16 protein-coding genes are annotated in these 15,716 nt (G+C 64.7%); 12 read left to right on the top strand and 4 right to left on the bottom strand.

All coding sequences use genetic code 11. From position 1 onward, the window contains the following. Positions 1–51: 51 nt before the first annotated feature. Positions 52–708 (bottom strand): YciC family protein, encoded by a 657-nt coding sequence (locus ACIP1G_RS14845; RefSeq protein ID WP_400738198.1) that lies wholly within the window; start codon positions 706–708, stop codon positions 52–54. Positions 709–875: 167 nt separating this feature from the next. Between ACIP1G_RS14845 and ACIP1G_RS14840 the strand changes: the two genes are divergently transcribed. The 5 genes from ACIP1G_RS14840 to ACIP1G_RS14820 all read left to right on the top strand — a co-directional run bounded on the left by ACIP1G_RS14840 (position 876) and on the right by ACIP1G_RS14820 (position 5,632). Further along, on the top strand, positions 876–1,643 hold the full coding sequence (locus tag ACIP1G_RS14840) for a DUF2076 domain-containing protein (RefSeq protein WP_400738195.1): 768 nt from the start codon (positions 876–878) through the stop codon (positions 1,641–1,643). A 163-nt stretch (positions 1,644–1,806) separates the two neighbouring features. Beyond that, on the top strand, positions 1,807–2,286 hold the full coding sequence (locus tag ACIP1G_RS14835; protein WP_400738192.1) for an NYN domain-containing protein: 480 nt from the start codon (positions 1,807–1,809) through the stop codon (positions 2,284–2,286). An 8-nt stretch (positions 2,287–2,294) separates the two neighbouring features. Then, positions 2,295–2,900, top strand: a complete 606-nt coding sequence (locus tag ACIP1G_RS14830) for a PolC-type DNA polymerase III (protein WP_400738190.1) — start codon at positions 2,295–2,297, stop codon at positions 2,898–2,900. Positions 2,901–3,324: 424 nt separating this feature from the next. Beyond that, positions 3,325–4,245: a drug/metabolite exporter YedA gene (gene yedA, locus ACIP1G_RS14825; RefSeq protein ID WP_400738187.1), complete on the top strand. Its 921-nt coding sequence runs from the start codon at positions 3,325–3,327 to the stop codon at positions 4,243–4,245. Positions 4,246–4,300: 55 nt separating this feature from the next. Then, entirely contained in the window at positions 4,301–5,632 is a 1,332-nt protein-coding gene (locus ACIP1G_RS14820) for a DEAD/DEAH box helicase (protein ID WP_400738184.1), read from the top strand. Between the two features lie 130 nt (positions 5,633–5,762). Here ACIP1G_RS14820 and ACIP1G_RS14815 read toward each other — a convergent pair whose 3' ends face one another. The 3 genes from ACIP1G_RS14815 to ACIP1G_RS14805 all read right to left on the bottom strand — a co-directional run bounded on the left by ACIP1G_RS14815 (position 5,763) and on the right by ACIP1G_RS14805 (position 8,939). Then, positions 5,763–7,004 carry a TIGR03862 family flavoprotein gene (locus ACIP1G_RS14815; RefSeq protein WP_400738181.1) on the bottom strand — a complete coding sequence of 414 codons (1,242 nt, stop codon included), beginning with the start codon at positions 7,002–7,004 and terminating at the stop codon, positions 5,763–5,765. A gap of 148 nt (positions 7,005–7,152) precedes the next feature. Further along, positions 7,153–8,067: a histone deacetylase gene (locus tag ACIP1G_RS14810; RefSeq protein WP_400738441.1), complete on the bottom strand. Its 915-nt coding sequence runs from the start codon at positions 8,065–8,067 to the stop codon at positions 7,153–7,155. A 185-nt stretch (positions 8,068–8,252) separates the two neighbouring features. Beyond that, entirely contained in the window at positions 8,253–8,939 is a 687-nt protein-coding gene (locus ACIP1G_RS14805; protein ID WP_400738178.1) for a histidine phosphatase family protein, read from the bottom strand. Positions 8,940–9,118: 179 nt separating this feature from the next. Between ACIP1G_RS14805 and ACIP1G_RS14800 the strand changes: the two genes are divergently transcribed. The 7 genes from ACIP1G_RS14800 (at position 9,119) to ACIP1G_RS14770 (ending at position 15,489) form a co-directional block, all read left to right on the top strand. After that, positions 9,119–9,688 carry a GNAT family N-acetyltransferase gene (locus ACIP1G_RS14800; protein ID WP_400738176.1) on the top strand — a complete coding sequence of 190 codons (570 nt, stop codon included), beginning with the start codon at positions 9,119–9,121 and terminating at the stop codon, positions 9,686–9,688. A 96-nt stretch (positions 9,689–9,784) separates the two neighbouring features. Beyond that, complete coding sequence (gene tesB / locus ACIP1G_RS14795; RefSeq protein ID WP_400738173.1) at positions 9,785–10,654, top strand: acyl-CoA thioesterase II; 870 nt, start codon at positions 9,785–9,787, stop codon at positions 10,652–10,654. After that, positions 10,651–11,241 carry an HAD family hydrolase gene (locus ACIP1G_RS14790; RefSeq protein ID WP_400738170.1) on the top strand — a complete coding sequence of 197 codons (591 nt, stop codon included), beginning with the start codon at positions 10,651–10,653 and terminating at the stop codon, positions 11,239–11,241. Before tesB ends, ACIP1G_RS14790 begins: the two co-directional genes overlap by 4 nt. Before the next feature lie 161 nt (positions 11,242–11,402). Next, positions 11,403–12,413: an NAD(P)-dependent alcohol dehydrogenase gene (locus ACIP1G_RS14785; RefSeq protein ID WP_400738168.1), complete on the top strand. Its 1,011-nt coding sequence runs from the start codon at positions 11,403–11,405 to the stop codon at positions 12,411–12,413. A 144-nt stretch (positions 12,414–12,557) separates the two neighbouring features. Continuing rightward, positions 12,558–13,673, top strand: coding sequence for an ABC transporter substrate-binding protein (locus tag ACIP1G_RS14780; RefSeq protein WP_400738165.1), 1,116 nt, complete (start codon positions 12,558–12,560; stop codon positions 13,671–13,673). Next, positions 13,670–14,731 (top strand): FecCD family ABC transporter permease, encoded by a 1,062-nt coding sequence (locus ACIP1G_RS14775; RefSeq protein ID WP_400738163.1) that lies wholly within the window; start codon positions 13,670–13,672, stop codon positions 14,729–14,731. The genes ACIP1G_RS14780 and ACIP1G_RS14775 overlap by 4 nt, the downstream gene beginning before the upstream one ends. Continuing rightward, positions 14,728–15,489: an ABC transporter ATP-binding protein gene (locus ACIP1G_RS14770; RefSeq protein ID WP_400738160.1), complete on the top strand. Its 762-nt coding sequence runs from the start codon at positions 14,728–14,730 to the stop codon at positions 15,487–15,489. Before ACIP1G_RS14775 ends, ACIP1G_RS14770 begins: the two co-directional genes overlap by 4 nt. The last annotated feature ends 227 nt before the right edge of the window (positions 15,490–15,716 follow it).

Here is a 15,716-nt window from a genome sequence, read left to right as displayed (position 1 = left end):
AGCTGCCACCGTATCGGCCCGCTGCCGCTGCCAGCAGGCCGTATCCTTTCCTTATGCGCCCGCTTGACCCTCCAGCAGCATGAACAGACGGTACAGCACCACGGTGCTGAACAGCTGCAGGAAGCCGCTGAGGCTGTCCATGGCCAGTTCCATGGCGGGGGAGGGTTCGGGGAAGGCCATCAGCAGCAGCCCGTCGATCAGCCAGATCGGTGCCAGCACAGCGACCACGCAGACCATTATGCGCATGAAGTGCCCGGTGGTCATGCTGGCGCTTTCGCGCATGGCCAGCATCACCGGCCTGCCGCGCAATACCAGCAGGTACTCGGCGAATACCAGGTTGATCATGATCCACACGCCCGGGAAGATGAACAGCGCCAGGCCGGCCATGATCAGCAGCGAGCTGATCAGGATCAGCAAAGCGAGTTGCGGCCACAGCTGCACGGCGCGGGCGAACAGGTCGCGCTTGGCGATTTCCTGGCCGTTGCTGCGGGTGTCGAGGTAAAGGATCAGTGCGGCACTGTACAGCGGGTAGAACAGCAGGCTGACCAGCATGCCGTAGGCCGGCGATGCCTGGTCGCCCAGCTGCCGGTACAGCAGTTGGGTAAGCAGGGCTTCCAGCACCACCAGCGGCAGGCACAGCTGGAGAATGTTCGGCAAGTGGCGGCGGAAGAAGTACAGGGAGTCGCGCAGGACGCTCAGCGGATTCATCAGTCAACATCGCATGGCAGTAAAAACAAGGGCATCACTTTAGCCCAAAGCGGGCCTGGGGCTGTCACTTGCTGAAAAAAGTTTCACTGCGCCGGTGATTGAATCCTGAGCCTGTACGCCCCATCTTTGACGCTGTCCGTTGTCCCGCTACCCCACGAGGTCGCCCCATGAACACTGAAGAACAAACCCTGATCGACGGCCTGTTCGGCCGCATCAAGCAAGCCGAAGACCCAAGCCAACCGCGTGACCCGCAGGCCCAGGCATGCATCGAGCAACACCTGCGCCAGCAGCCGGCGGCGCCTTACTACATGGCCCAGGCGATCCTGGTGCAGGAGGCCGCGATCAAGCACCTCGATGAGCAGAACAAGCAGTTGCAGGCTGAGCTGCAGCAGGCCCGTGCCCAGGCCCAGGCCGCACAGGCAGCGCAAGCCGCCAACAGTGCACCGGCCAACGGCGGTGGTGGTTTCCTGTCCAGCATCTTTGGCTCGAATGGGCGCAATACGGCCCCGGCAGTGCAGCCGCAGCGCCCTTCGGCAGCTCCTGTAGCCTCTGCTGGCGGCTGGCGTGAGCCGTCGGCGCCGGGCTTCTCCCAGCCGCAATCGCAGCAGCCTGGCTTTGGTGCCGCGCCAGCGCGCGGTGGTGCAAGCAGTTTCCTTGGCGGCGCCATGCAGACCGCCGCCGGTGTGGCGGGTGGTGTATTGCTGGCGCAGGGCATCAGCAGCCTGTTCAACCACAACTCGCAGCCGGAAGAGGTGGCCGAGGTGATCAAGGAAGAGCCCACGCCAGCCAGTGACAGCGGCGGCTGGAATGACCAGGGCGGGCAGCAGCACATGGCAGACAATGGTGGTTGGGGCAATGATCAGGGTGGCTACGCCGACACTGATTATGGCAGCGATGGTGGCGGGTTCTTCTCGGAAGACGATTCGTACGTCTGACAGGTCTGGCATACTGCTGGCAATTTGGGGGGCGCTTTGCGCCCCTTTCGCGACGCAAGGCCGCTCTTGCATGGGTACGCAATCCCCTGTAGGAGCGGCCTTGTGTCGCGAAAGGGCTGCGGAGCAGCCCCCAGCATTCCCAGCCCAGACACGAGGTTCCCAGGTGAAAAAGATCGCGCTGTTCGCCGATGTGCAGAACCTCTACTACACCGTGCGCCAGGCCCACGGTTGCCATTTCAACTACACCGCCCTATGGGCTGATGTCAGCCGCGAAGGCCAGATCGTCGAGGCCGTGGCCTATGCCATCGACCGTGGCGACAGCAAGCAGCAGCAGTTCCAGCAGATCTTGCGCAACCTCGGTTTTGACGTGCGCCTCAAGCCGTTCATCCAGCGCAGCGATGGCTCGGCCAAAGGTGACTGGGATGTGGGCATTACCCTGGATGTGGTCGACGCGGCCAGCCGCGTCGACCAGGTGGTGCTGGCCTCTGGTGACGGTGATTTCGACCTGCTGCTTGAGCGGGTAATCCAGCGCCATGGTACTGAGGCAGTGGTGTATGGTGTGCCTGGGCTTACGGCACTGTCGCTGATCCGTGCCGCCACCCGCTATGTACCCATCGAGGGTACGCTGTTGCTCAAGCACTGAGGTTTTTCGTGGAACGTATCGCTGTCATCGACTTTGAAACCACCGGCATCTCCCCCGGCGCCGGCTGCCGCGCCACCGAGGTGGCGGTGGTGATGCTGGAGGGCGGGCGCATCGTCGAGCGCTACCAGAGCCTGATGAACGCAGGCGTGCCAGTGCCCGCGTTCGTCGCCGGGCTGACCGGCATCACCACCGCCATGCTGCGCAGCGCGCCGCCAGTGGAGAAAGTGATGAACGAAGTGGCCGAATTTGTCGGCGGCACTCCGCTGCTGGCCCACAACGCCGCTTTCGACCAGAAGTTCTGGGACTACGAGCTGAGCCGTATCGGTCGTAGCCGCAGCCAGTCCTTTGCCTGTTCGCTGTTGTTGTCGCGGCGGCTGCTGCCGGCAGCGCCGAACCACAAGCTGGGTACCCTGACCCGCTGGGCCGGGTTGCCGGATACCGGTACTGCGCACCGGGCCATGGCCGATGCCGAGATGGCGGCAAACCTGCTGCAACACTTGACTGGCGTGTTGCGCCAGAACCATGGGGTGCAGCAGCTTTCGCATGATTTGCTTTGCCGGTTGCAGAAAACACCGGCGGCGAAGGTTCGCGAGGCATTGGCGAAGTATTGTTGATGGCTACCTAGCGCTTGTCTTGGGTGTTGTGTCGCCTGGGAGATCGAGCGCCGCCCGCGCGGCGCTTCGCGGCACAAGGCCGCTCCCACATCTGTTTCGGGCCAATTATTCCTGTGCCTTTGGCGCGCGCACCCTGGGCGAATGGCTGGAGATTGATGAAGAGCAGCGGCGTCCCCTTCAATATTGAAGGGAACAAACAAGGCGGACAGCGGTGGCCACACAGGATTGACTGGCCCGAAACAGATGTGGGAGCGGCCTTGTGCCGCGAAGCGCCGCGCGGGCGGCGCTCGATCTCCCAGGCAACACAACCCCAAAGCCGAACGCACCAAAAGTGTGCCGCTCATTTCGAGCCATTTTGTAACTTATGTTTACCCAGTCAGGCCCTTAAACTGAATCACCCGTAAACGGATTTCGAGTTTTCCCCATGCCTGCCTCCCGTCGCTTCCCCTTGCTGCTCATTGGTGCCTTTCTGGCCCTGTACCTGGTCTGGGGCTCCACCTACCTGTTCATTCGCATTGGCGTCGAGAGCTGGCCACCCATGCTCATGGCCGGGGTGCGCTTCCTGATTGCCGGTGGCCTGCTGTATGGCTTCTTGCGCTGGCGCGGTGTGCCGGCGCCGACTTGGCCGCAGTGGCGGGCGGCAGGGGCGATCGGCTTTTTGCTGCTTAGCTGCGGCAACGGTGGCGTAACCGTGGCCGAGCATGCTGGCGTGGCCTCGGGCGTGGCGGCGCTGGCGGTGGCGACGGTGCCATTGTTTACCCTGCTGTTCGGCTTGTTGTTCGGGCACCGCAATTCGAAGCTGGAGTGGGCGGGAATTGCCCTTGGGCTGGTGGGGATCGGCATGTTGAACCTGGGTTCCAACCTGCAGGCAAGCCCGATTGGCGCGGCGCTGATCATCTTCGCGGCGGCGTCCTGGGCGTTCGGCTCGGTGTGGAGCAAGACCTTGCCGCTGCCTCAGGGGCCGATGGCCAGTGCCGCAGAAATGCTGGTCGGTGGTGCGGTGCTGTTGCTGGGCAGCGTGCTGTCGGGCGAACGCATGACGCAGCTGCCGACCGCCGCCGGCTGGGGCGCGCTGGCCTACCTGGTGTTCTTCGGCTCGATCCTGGCCTTCAGCGCCTACATGTACCTGCTCAAGCATGTGCGCCCGGCAGCCGCCACCAGCTATGCCTACGTCAACCCGGCGGTGGCGGTGCTGTTGGGTATCGTCTTCGCCGGTGAACAGATAGGTGCCGAAGAGTGCGTGGCCATGGCGGTGATCATCGGTGCAGTGGTGCTGATTGGCCTGCCGCAGTGGCGCAAGGCGCCCCAGCCCACGCAGCCGTTGAAAGGCGAAATCTGCAAGTAGGCATTAGCGATGCGGTAAACTTGCCGCCTTCGCTGAACCCCCTGACGGTATTGCCATGAATTTCGCCAAACTCGGCCTGATCGAACCGCTGCTGCGTACCCTGCAGCAGCTGGACTACACCACCCCGACCCCGGTGCAGGCCAAGGCCATCCCCGCCGTGCTGGCCGGCCGCGACCTGATGGCCGCAGCCCAGACCGGCACTGGCAAGACCGCAGGCTTTGCCTTGCCCGTGCTGCAGCGCCTGGCGCTGGAAGGCGAGAAGGTGGCCAGCAACTCGATCCGCGCCTTGGTGCTGGTGCCCACCCGCGAGTTGGCCGAGCAAGTGCACAACAACGTGCGTGAGTATGCCGAGAACCTGCCGCTGAGCACTTATGCAGTGTATGGCGGGGTCAGCATCAACCCGCAGATGATGCGCCTGCGCCGTGGCGTCGACCTGCTGGTGGCCACCCCGGGCCGCTTGCTCGACCTGTTCCGGCAGAACGCGGTGAAGTTCAATCAGGTGCAGACCCTGGTGCTGGACGAAGCCGACCGCATGCTCGACCTGGGCTTTGCCGAAGAGCTGCAGTCGGTGTACGCCGCGCTGCCACGCAAGCGCCAGACGTTGCTGTTCTCCGCCACCTTCTCCGAGCAGATCCGCATGCTGGCGGGGCTGGCGCTGAATGACCCGCTGAGCATTGAAGTCAGCCCACGCAACGCCACTGCCGCCAGCGTCAAGCAGTGGCTGGTGCCTGTGGATAAAAAGCGCAAGGAAGACCTTTTCTGCCACCTGATGCACAAGCAGCGCTGGAAGCAGGTGCTGGTGTTCGCCAAGACCCGCAATGGCGTCGACCAGCTGGTGGAGCGCTTGCTGGCCGAAGGTGTAAATGCCGACGGCATTCACGGTGACCGCCCGCAAGCCACCCGCCAGCGCGCGCTGGACAGCTTCAAGGCCCGCGAGATTCAGGTGCTGGTGGCGACCGACGTGGCCGCTCGTGGCCTGGATATCGACGACTTGCCGCTGGTGGTCAACCTCGACCTGCCGATTGTTGCCGAGGACTACGTGCACCGTATCGGCCGTACCGGGCGTGCGGGTAACAAGGGAGAGGCGATTTCGCTGGTGTGCGCGGATGAAGTGCAGTTGCTGTCGGCGATTGAAGTACTGACCCGGCAGACCCTGCCGCGCCATGAAGAACCGGATTTCATCCCTGATCACCGGGTGCCGATGACCGATGCCAGTGGCCAGGTGATCAAGAAGCCGAAGAAGCCCAAGAAGCCGAAAGAGAACAGCGCCAAGCGGGGGCTGGGGCGCTGGATGGACAGCACTGAGGCAGGTAATGCAGAGCCGGCAGTGAAGTCGGTGCGCAAGGTGCCTAGCTTCAATGGTGGGCCGCGTAAGCGTAAGCCGTAGTTGCGGCTTACACGGACCCTGTAGGAGCGGTTTTATCGAGGCGTCGAACCGCCGCGAAGAAGGCGACGCGGTGCATGGCACGGGCTACGCCCGTGTTCGCGGGTAAACCCGCTCCTACAGGGGAGCGGTGTCAGCTTTGGGATTTGAGCCATCCTGCAGCCGCCAGCCCGGCGCGCAACCCACTGGCAAAACACGCCGTCAGCAGATACCCCCCAGTCGGCGCCTCCCAGTCCAGCATCTCGCCGGCGCAGAACACCCCCGGCATGCCCTTGACCATCAGCCCTTCATCCAGCCCCTCGAAACGCACCCCACCCGCGCTGCTGATCGCTTCATCCAGCGGCCGCGCACGCACCAGCATGATCGGCAGCGCCTTGATCGCCTGCGCCAATGCGTCAGGGTTGGCAAAGGTCGCCTGATCAGTCAGCTCGCGCAGCAGCGCTGCCTTGACCCCATCAATCCCCAGCTGGCTGTGCAGGTGCTTGGCCATGGAACGCGAGCCCCGTGGCTTGGCCAGGGCCTGGGCAATCTTGTCCACAGGCTTGTCCGGCAGCAGGTCGAGCAACAACATTCCACGGCCTTCGCGGTTGATGGCCTCACGCACCTGCGCCGACCAGGCATACACCAGGCTGCCTTCCACGCCCTGCGCGGTGAGGATGAACTCGCCCTTGCGCGGTGCGCTGCCAGGCACGCTCAGGGCGATGTTCTTCAGTGGCGCACCGGCGAACTTGTCCTTGAGCAGCGCGCTCCAGCCTGCTACTTCAAAACCGCAGTTGCTCGGCTGCAAAGGTGAGATATCCACAGCCCGTTCGGCCAGCAGCGGCTGCCAACTGCCGTCGGAACCTAGCCGTGCCCAGCTGCCACCCCCCAACGCCAGTACCACGACGGCAGCGTTAACCAGGCGTTCGCCCTGTGGATAAGCAACCCGCAAGGCGCCCTCGGCATTCCAGCCCAACCAACGATGGCGGGTGTGGATAACTACGCCGCTGTCGCGCAGGCGCTTGAGCCAGGCGCGCAGCAGTGGTGCGGCTTTCATGTCGGTCGGGAACACCCGGCCAGAGGTACCGACGAAGGTTTCAATGCCAAGCCCGTGAATCCATTGGCGCAGGGCGTCGGCGTCGAAGTCACGCAGCAGGGTATCGATTTCGCCCTGGCGTTCGGCATAGCGGGCCACGAACGCCGGGTAAGGCTCGGAGTGGGTGATGTTCATGCCGCCGACCCCGGCCAGCAGGAACTTGCGCCCTACCGAAGGCATGGCATCGAACACCTCGACCACCAGGCCCGCCTGGGCCAGTGCTTCTGCGGCCATCAGGCCGGCGGGGCCGCCACCGATGACGACAGCGAGGGGATAGGAGGCGGGGTTCAGATCGGGCATGGTCGGCAGCGGGCTGTGGAAAAGAAGCGCATTCTAGCGCAGCGCTGCCCATGGAAGCACTGGTCAAAAAACGATCAGTGTTCTCCATGCCTTGCGTACAAAGGGCTACAGCGTCTTTCCCGCAGGTTATCCACAAGCGGTTCCACAGTCATTGTGAACAACCGATGACGCGTGCCGCACTGTGGTGAAGGATGCCATGGCGCTTGGCCAAGGCTTCGCGGTCCTTGCTGTAGCCGCCGCCGATCACGCCCACCACCGGGATATCACGGCCCAGGCAGTGGCGCAGCACCGCCTCGTCACGGGCGGCAACGCCGGCATCGGTGAGTTGCAGGTAGCCCAGGGCATCGTCCTTGTGCACATCGACGCCGGCGTCATACAGCACCAGGTCGGGCTGGTACAGCGGCAGTAGGTAATTCAGCGCGTCGTCCACCACTTTCAGGTAGGCCGCGTCACCCATGCCGCGGGGCAGGGGGATGTCCCAGTCGCTTTGCGCCTTGCGCGCCGGGAAGTTCTGCTCGCAATGCAGCGACACGGTGATGGCTTCCGGGGTGTCGTGCAGGATGCGCGCGGTGCCGTCGCCCTGATGCACGTCGCAGTCGAAGATCAGCACCCGGTGTACCCGGCCAGCCTCCAGCAGGTAGCGGCTGATCACGGCCAGGTCGTTGAAGATGCAGAAGCCGGCGGGGTGGTCGTAATGGGCGTGATGGGTGCCGCCGGCCAGGTGACAGGCGATGCCGTGCTGCAGCGCCATCTCGGCGGTCAGCAGCGAGCCACCCACTGCGCGCACGGTACGCCGGGCCAGGGCCTCGCTCCAGGGCAGGCCGAGGCGGCGCTGGTCCTCGCGGGACAGGTCGCCGTTCATATAGCGCTCGATGTAGCCGCGATCGTGGGCCAGGGCGAGGATGTCGTTGGGGCAGATTTCCGGGCGCAGCAGGGCCAGGTCGGTGGTCAGCCCACTGTCGACCAGGTGGTCGTGCAGCAGGCGGAACTTGTCCATCGGGAAGCGGTGTTCGGCGGGGAACTCCGGGCTGTAGTCTTCGTGGTAGATCAGCGGCAACGGCATGGAAGGGGTCGCAATCAGGGCCAGTGCTGATCTTGCCAGTTCCAGGGTTGCGGATGCCATCGCGAATGCGATCCCTGTAGGAGCGGCCTTGTGTCGCGATGGGCCGCAAAGCGGCCCCCGGATTTCGGCGTTACAGCCGAGATTGCCGGGGCCGCGTTGCGGCCCATCGCGACACAAGGCCGCTTCTACAGGGCGGCGCTGGCCAGTACCCGTTGCCAGTCAGGTTCGTTCAGGCGGCCGAGGATGCGTGCCTTGCCACTGCCATCCACCGAGACGAACAGCGCGCTGGCATAGCCGCTTGCACGCTCGCCCCCCACTACGTTCTGCTGACGGGCGAAATGGTCGATGCAACCGTTGTGGGTCACCAGCACCAGGTTATGCCCTGTGCGTTTGTGCAAGAGCGCTTCGCTGGCGAACTGGTTGTCACAGCTCTCCAGCCAGTCCTCACTGGCCACTGCCTGGCCAAGAATGAAGTGTGCAGTCTGCCGGGTGCGCAGTTTCGGGCTGCTGAGCAAATCGGCATTGTTCAGGCCCAGCTGGTGCAGCCCTTGGCCAACACGGCTGGCAGCCTGGCTACCGGCCACGGTGATGCCGGTGGGGTCGGCCAGGCAGGGGCCGGGGGCGCTGTCGCAGCGTTCGGCGTGGCGGATCATCACGATCACCGCACCGTCGGCCCAGTCCTGCAGCAGGCCGCTGTCACTCAGTCGTTGTTCGTTGCCAAGGTCCACGATATGCGTCCTCGTCGCCAGCCAGGTGGTCAACGCCGCCACGACCATGCACAGGCCAAGCGCAGCGCCAAGGGCCTTGCGGCTCAGGCGGCGCTTGCGTCGGGCGTGGATGGCAGGGTGCCCCAGGGTATTGCTTGATAGCATGCGTTGCTCCATTGGCATGGCCGTGGCTGGCACGGCAGAGATGGCGGCATTTTGCTAAGTGGCCTGTCGGGGGCCGGTGAAGGGCGTGTGAAAATTGCATTTGGCTGATGCCAACTGTGTGAAACCCGCGCCCGCGCCTACGCTGTAAACTGCAAGGCGGTAAAACCGGAGCAGGCCTGATGACCCCCATCCTCCAACTGGAAAGCGCACGGCTGGTGCTGCGCCAATGGCACGACGACGACCTGCGCGAGTTCGCCGCGTTGTGCGCCGACCCACACGTGATGCGGTACTTCCCAGCGCCGCTGACGCGCCTGGAGGCTGCTGCGCTGATCGGCCGCGTGCGCGGGCACTTCAACGAATACGGCTTTGGCTTATGGGCCCTGGAGCGCAAGGACAGTGGCGCGTTCATCGGCATGACCGGCTTGCTGCACGTGGGTTTCGACGCCGATTTCGCGCCAGCGGTGGAGATCGGCTGGCGCCTGGCCCGCCGGCATTGGGGCCTGGGTTTTGCCAGCGAAGCGGCGTGGACCTGCCTGCGTTGTGCTTTCGCCCAATTGCGCCTGGAAGAGGTGGTGTCGTTCACTAGCCAGAGCAACCTGCCGTCGCAGAAGGTCATGCAGGCCATCGGCATGCAGCAGGACCTGGCCGGCAGCTTCGAGCACCCCCGCCTGCCTGAGGGCCATCCGCTGCGCCCCCATGTGCTGTACCGCATCGACCGTGCGCATTGGGAGCGCACCCTGCGCGCCTGAATACACGGCCATGCCCGGCGCGAATGACAAACCCTGTATCATTTGCCTTCATAAAGAGCGCTGTAGAGACGTGTTGCCTTGCTAGGAGAAGCCCCGATGAGTCATGTGTTGGACGACCTGGTCGATCTGTTGAGCCTCGAGTCCATCGAGGAGAACCTGTTCCGTGGACGCAGCCAGGACCTGGGCTTCCGCCAGCTGTACGGCGGGCAAGTGCTGGGGCAGTCGTTGTCGGCCGCCAGTCAGACGGTTGAGGACGCGCGCCATGTGCACTCGCTGCATGGTTACTTCCTGCGCCCGGGCGATGCCAGCCTGCCGGTGGTGTACTCGGTAGACCGCGTGCGTGATGGCGGCAGTTTCAGCACCCGGCGGGTGACGGCGATCCAGAAGGGCCAGACCATCTTCACCTGCAGTGCGTCGTTCCAGTACGACGAAGAAGGGTTCGAACACCAGGCGCAAATGCCTGATGTGGTTGGCCCGGAGAACCTGCCCACCGAGGTCGAGTTGGCCTGTGCCATGGCCGACCAGTTGCCTGAGCGCATTCGCGACAAGGTGCTGTGCGCCAAGCCGATCGAGATTCGCCCGGTCACCGAGCGTGACCCGTTCAACCCCAAGCCCGGCGACCCGGTGAAGTACGCCTGGTTCCGCGCCGATGGCAACCTGCGCGATGTGCCTGCCCTGCACAAGTACATGCTGGCCTACGCCTCGGACTTCGGCCTGTTGACCACCTCGTTGCTGCCGCATGGCAAGTCGGTGTGGCAGCGCGACATGCAGATTGCCAGCCTCGACCATTCGCTGTGGTTCCACGGCAACCTGCGCGCCGACGAGTGGCTGCTGTACGCCACCGACAGCCCTTGGGCCGGTAATTCCCGCGGCTTCTGCCGTGGCAGCATCTTCAACCAGGCCGGGCAACTGGTAGCGTCGTCGTGCCAGGAAGGCCTGATTCGCCACCGCAAGGACTGGGCATGAGCCTGGGCGAGGTGCGCAACTGGGTGTTCGACATGGACGGCACCCTGACCGTGGCCGTGCATGACTTCGCCGCCATTCGCGTGGCGCTGGACATTCCGGCCGAGCACGACATCCTCACCCACCTGGCGGCCCTGCCGGCGGACGAGGCGGCGGCCAAGCATGCCTGGTTGCTGGAACACGAGCGTGACTTGGCGATTGCCTCCACGGCGGCCACCGGGGCGGTGGAACTGGTGCGCGAGTTGGCCGAACGCGGTTGCCGGTTGGCTATTCTGACCCGCAATGCGCGTGAGCTGGCACATGTGACGCTGGAGGCCATCGGCCTGGCGGACTGCTTCCCGGTGGAACACATTCTTGGGCGCGACGAAGCGGCGCCCAAGCCGAGCCCGGATGGGTTGTTGAAAATTGCCAGTGCCTGGGGTGTGGCGCCGGGTGAGCTGGTGATGGTGGGCGATTACCGCTTTGACCTGGATTGCGGGCGGGCGGCGGGAGCGCGGACAGTGCTGGTGAATTTGCCGGACAACCCATGGCCTGAGCTGGTGGATTGGCATGCGGCGGATTGCCGGGCATTGAAGGTGATGCTGGGCTGATCTTTGTGTTGCCTGGGCGGGCCTCTTCGCGGGTAAACCCGCTCCTACAATGTTGCGCGAACCGTGTAGGAGCGGGTTCATCGAGGCGTCGAACCGCCGCGAAGAGGCCGGACCTGTCTATGCTGAACCCCAATCTTTCCTCTGAAACGGAGACCCCACCCATGACCAGCAAGGCCATCTACGTACAACCCGGCGGCGGCTACGACAAGGTCGAGGTCGGCACCAGCGAGGCCGCTGCACCCCAGGCCGGCGAGATCACCGTGCGCCTGCACGCCAGCTCTCTCAACTACCACGACTTTGCCGTGGTCAGCGGCATGTGGGGCCCGAGCGAGCGGCGCATTCCCATGGCCGATGGTGCTGGCGAAGTGGTCGCTGTGGGGGCCGGCGTCAGCGAGTTCCAGGTTGGCGACAACGTCGTCAGCACGTTCTTCCCCGACTGGCTCGATGGCCAGGCCAATGTCGAGGGCTTTGCCCGGGTACCGGGTGACGGCATCGATGGCTACGCCCGTGAACAGGTGACCGCCCGCGCCACCGCGTTTACCCTGGCGCCCAAGGGCTTCAGCCACGCCGAAGCCGCCACGCTGACCACTGCCGGCCTGACCGCCTGGCGTGCGCTGATGAGCGACGATCACCTCAAGCCCGGCGACACGGTACTGGTGCAGGGCACCGGCGGGGTGTCGATATTCGCCCTGCAGTTCGCCAAGCTGGCTGGCGCCACGGTGATCGCCACCTCGTCCAGCGATGCCAAGCTGGAGCGCCTTAAAGCCCTGGGTGCCGACCACCTGATCAACTACAAGAGCAACCCGGCCTGGGGTGAAAAAGCGCGCGAGCTGACCGGCAACCGTGGCGTTGATCACGTAATCGAAGTAGGTGGCCCGGCGACGCTGGAGCAGTCGATGATTGCCGCGCGCATTGGCGGGCATGTGTCGCTGATCGGCATCCTCACCGGGGTGGCCGGGCAGTTGCCGCTGGTGCAGGCGCTGGTGCGGCAGATTCGTTTGCAGGGTGTGCTGGTGGGCAGCCGTGCGCAGCAGCAGGCGATGGTGCGGGCGATTGATGCCAACGGGTTGCGGCCGGTGGTGGACAAGCATTTCGAGCTGGAGCAGATCGTCGAGGCGTTCCGCTACCAGGAGAGCAACCGGCATTTCGGCAAGATCTGCCTGACCTGGTAAAGGCTGGGGCTGCTCTGCAACCCATCGCCGGCTGGATGTAACGGCCACCCTACAAGCCAATACATTCGCGCACATCGGCAGCACAGGGCGGCTGGCTAGAATGCCCGCCCTGTTGCGATTGATTCTCTTCAAGAGGATGCCCCGATGTGTCTGCTCCCCCGATCCTGGCAGCGTGTGCTGCCAGCCTTGCTGCTGCTGGCGACCTGCCTCGGTTTCACCCAACCCGCCCGTGCTGCAGAAGTAACCGACGTGCTCGGGCGCAAGGTTGAGGTCGACCACGCGCCTCAGCGCATCGTGCTGGGCGAGGGCCGGTTGTTCTTCGCCCTGGCCTTGCTCGACCGTGACAACCCGTTCCAGCGGGTGGTCGGCTGGCAGAACGACATGCGCCTGCTCGACCCGCATACCTATGAGGTGTACGCCAAACTGTACCCGCAGGTAGCCAAGCTGCCGCTGATCGGCCAGGCCTCCGAGCAGAGCGTCAGTGCCGAGCAGATCCTGGCGCTCAAGCCTGACCTGGCAATCTTCAGCATTGCCGGTGAAGGCCCGACCCAGCACAGCCCGGTGGCCGACCTGCTGGAGAAAGCCGGGGTGCCGGTGCTGTTCATTGACTTCCGCGTGCACCCGATCCGCAATACCCGGGTGAGTATGCTGGCGCTGGGTACCTTGCTCGGGCGTGAGCAGCAGGCGCAGGAGTACCTGAGCCTGTACGACCGCCACCTCAAGCACATCACCGACGGCGTAGCCGGGTTGAAAGAGCGCGAACGGCCCAAGGTGTTCCTCGAACTGTTGGCTGGCGTGTGGCAGGCCCCGGGGCACACTACTGGCAAAAGCGGCCTGGGCAGTGTGGTCGAGGCCGTGGGTGGGCATAACATCGGTGCCGATGTGGTGCCCGGTGCGCTCGGCGATGTCAGCGTCGAATACGTGCTGAAGGCTGACCCGGATGTGTACATCGCCACCGGCAACCGTGCCCCGGGCGTGTTGCTGGGCGCCGGTGTATCCACCGATACCGCACGGCAGAGCCTGGCGCAGATCACCGCCCGCCCCGAGTTCGCCCCGCTGCGGCCGATCCAGGCCGGCCAGGCACATGGCCTGTGGCATGACTTCTACAACTCGCCGTTCAACATCCTTGCGGTCGAGGCCATTGCCCGCTGGGTGCACCCGGAGCGCTTCAAGGATGTCGACCCGCAGGTGACCATGGGCGAAATCAACCAGATGTTGAAAGTAGGCCTGGCCGGCCAGTACTGGGTCAACGCCCAGTGACCGCGCAGGCATTGCCAGGCGCCGCGCAGGCGGCCTGGCATTACCGTCGGCTGTTGTGGCGGCGCACTGCGCTGGTGGCGGGGCTGGCCTTGCTGTTGCTGTTTTCGGTGCTCGGCGACCTGGCCAGCGGTGCTTCGGGCATGAGCCTGGGGCAGTTGCTGCATGGCATCTTCGACCCAGCTACGTTGAGCGCCACCGAGCGGGTAATCATCTGGAACGTGCGCCTGCCGTACTCGTTGATGGCCGTGCTGGTAGGGGCGGCCTTGGCGCTGGCAGGTGCCGAGATGCAGGCGATCCTCGACAACCCGCTGGCCAGCCCTTTCACCTTGGGTGTGTCTTCGTCCGCAGCATTGGGCGCATCACTGGCTATTGCCTATCCGCTGGGCATTGCCTGGCTGGCACCAAGTGCGCAGGTGACGGTAATGGCATTTGTCTTCGCCTGCCTGTCGGTGGTGCTGTTGCAGGCCATGTCGCGCTTGCGCGGCGCGGGGGTGGAAAGCCTGGTGCTGTTTGGCATTGCCCTGGTGTTCAGCTGCAACGCACTGGTCTCGTTGCTGCAGTTGCTAGCCACCGAGGATGTGCTGCAGCAACTGGTGTTCTGGACCCTGGGCAGCCTGGCTCGGGCCGACTGGAACAAGCTCGGCATCCTGGCGCTGGTGCTGGCGATGCTGTTGCCGTTTTCGCTACGGGCGGCGCCGGCCATGACATTGTTACGCATGGGCGAAGACCGCGCGCGCAGCTTTGGCGTGGATACCCGGCGCCTGCGCTTTGCCTCGCTGCTGCGTATCAGCCTGCTGTCGGCGACGGCAGTGGCGTTCGTCGGCACCATCGGTTTCGTCGGCCTGGTCGGGCCGCATATCGCCCGCTTGCTGGTGGGTGAGGACCAGCGTTTCCTGTTGCCAGCCAGTGCGCTGGTGGGAGCGTTGATGCTGTCGCTGTCGTCGCTTGTCAGCAAGGCGATCTTGCCGGGGGTGATCGTGCCGGTGGGTATCGTTACCGCGTTGGTGGGTGTGCCGGTGTTCGTGGTGCTGGTGTTCCGCCGGGGGAGAAGATTGTGAGCCTGTTGATCGAAGGGGTTTCGGTGGCCTATGGCGCCCGGCAAATCCTGCATGAAGTGAGCTTGCCGGCGCTGCCGGCCGGCAGCCTGGTGGCGCTGGTCGGGCCCAACGGTGCGGGCAAGTCCACGCTGCTGCGGGCGCTGGCGGGGCTGGAGCGGATGAGCGGTGGCTTGAGCCTGGACGGGCAGGATGTGACGCGGCTGGGGTTTGCCGAGCGCTCGCGGCGGCTGGCCTACATGCCCCAGCAACTGCCGCCGGGCATTGCCTTGGGGGTGCTGGAGAGCATTGTTGCGGCCTTGCGGGTCAGTGGTAGTGACGACCTGCTGGGTTGTGCCTTCGAGGCGTTGCGCCAGTTGGGTATCGAAGGGCTGGCCGAGCGTTCGCTGGACAGCTTGTCGGGCGGGCAACGGCAGTTGGTGGCCTTGGCCCAATTGCTGGCGCGTAACCCGCAGGTGCTGTTGCTGGACGAGCCGACCAGTGCGCTGGACCTGCATTACCAGCTGCGGGTGATGGACGCGGTGCGCGAGCGGGTGCAGGCACACCGGTTGCTGGCGGTGGCGGTGCTGCATGACATCAACCTGGCGGCCAGCCATGCCGATTGGCTGGTGGTGTTGCGTGAGGGCCGGGTGATGGCCTGTGGGGCGCCTCAGGAGGTGCTGAGGCCGGAGCTGCTGGCTGATGTGTATGGTGTGCAGGCGCGGGTGGAGCGGTGTTCGCACGGGCGTTTGCAGGTGCTGGTGGACCGGGCGTTGGCTTGATGCCTGTCGGGCGATTTTTGGCGCCTGTGAGATCGAGCGCCGCCCGCGCGGCGCTTCGCGGCTAAAGCCGCTCCTACATTTGTTTCGGGCCAATTACCTGTGGGATTTGCGCGCATACGCCTTGGCGCACGCCTCGATATCGCGTCGTACAAACAAGGCGGTCGCGCGCGCCTGGCACAGGAGGGACTGGCCCGAAACAAACGTAGGAGCGGCTTTAGCCGCGAAGC

The sequence above is a fragment of the Pseudomonas sp. NPDC089392 genome (assembly GCF_044749595.1).
Lineage (GTDB): Bacteria > Pseudomonadota > Gammaproteobacteria > Pseudomonadales > Pseudomonadaceae > Aquipseudomonas.
This window is presented reverse-complemented; position numbering and strand designations above follow the sequence as displayed.

Coding starts and splice junctions, on each gene's coding strand:
- ACIP1G_RS14845 (WP_400738198.1), bottom strand. CDS start 708: ATGAATCCGCTGAGCGTCCTGCGCGACTCCCTGTACTTCTTCCGCCGC.
- ACIP1G_RS14840 (WP_400738195.1), top strand. CDS start 876: ATGAACACTGAAGAACAAACCCTGATCGACGGCCTGTTCGGCCGCATC.
- yedA (WP_400738187.1), top strand. CDS start 3,325: ATGCCTGCCTCCCGTCGCTTCCCCTTGCTGCTCATTGGTGCCTTTCTG.
- ACIP1G_RS14820 (WP_400738184.1), top strand. CDS start 4,301: ATGAATTTCGCCAAACTCGGCCTGATCGAACCGCTGCTGCGTACCCTG.
- ACIP1G_RS14815 (WP_400738181.1), bottom strand. CDS start 7,004: ATGCCCGATCTGAACCCCGCCTCCTATCCCCTCGCTGTCGTCATCGGT.
- ACIP1G_RS14810 (WP_400738441.1), bottom strand. CDS start 8,067: ATGCCGTTGCCGCTGATCTACCACGAAGACTACAGCCCGGAGTTCCCC.
- ACIP1G_RS14805 (WP_400738178.1), bottom strand. CDS start 8,939: ATGCTATCAAGCAATACCCTGGGGCACCCTGCCATCCACGCCCGACGC.
- ACIP1G_RS14800 (WP_400738176.1), top strand. CDS start 9,119: ATGACCCCCATCCTCCAACTGGAAAGCGCACGGCTGGTGCTGCGCCAA.
- tesB (WP_400738173.1), top strand. CDS start 9,785: ATGAGTCATGTGTTGGACGACCTGGTCGATCTGTTGAGCCTCGAGTCC.
- ACIP1G_RS14790 (WP_400738170.1), top strand. CDS start 10,651: ATGAGCCTGGGCGAGGTGCGCAACTGGGTGTTCGACATGGACGGCACC.
- ACIP1G_RS14785 (WP_400738168.1), top strand. CDS start 11,403: ATGACCAGCAAGGCCATCTACGTACAACCCGGCGGCGGCTACGACAAG.
- ACIP1G_RS14780 (WP_400738165.1), top strand. CDS start 12,558: ATGTGTCTGCTCCCCCGATCCTGGCAGCGTGTGCTGCCAGCCTTGCTG.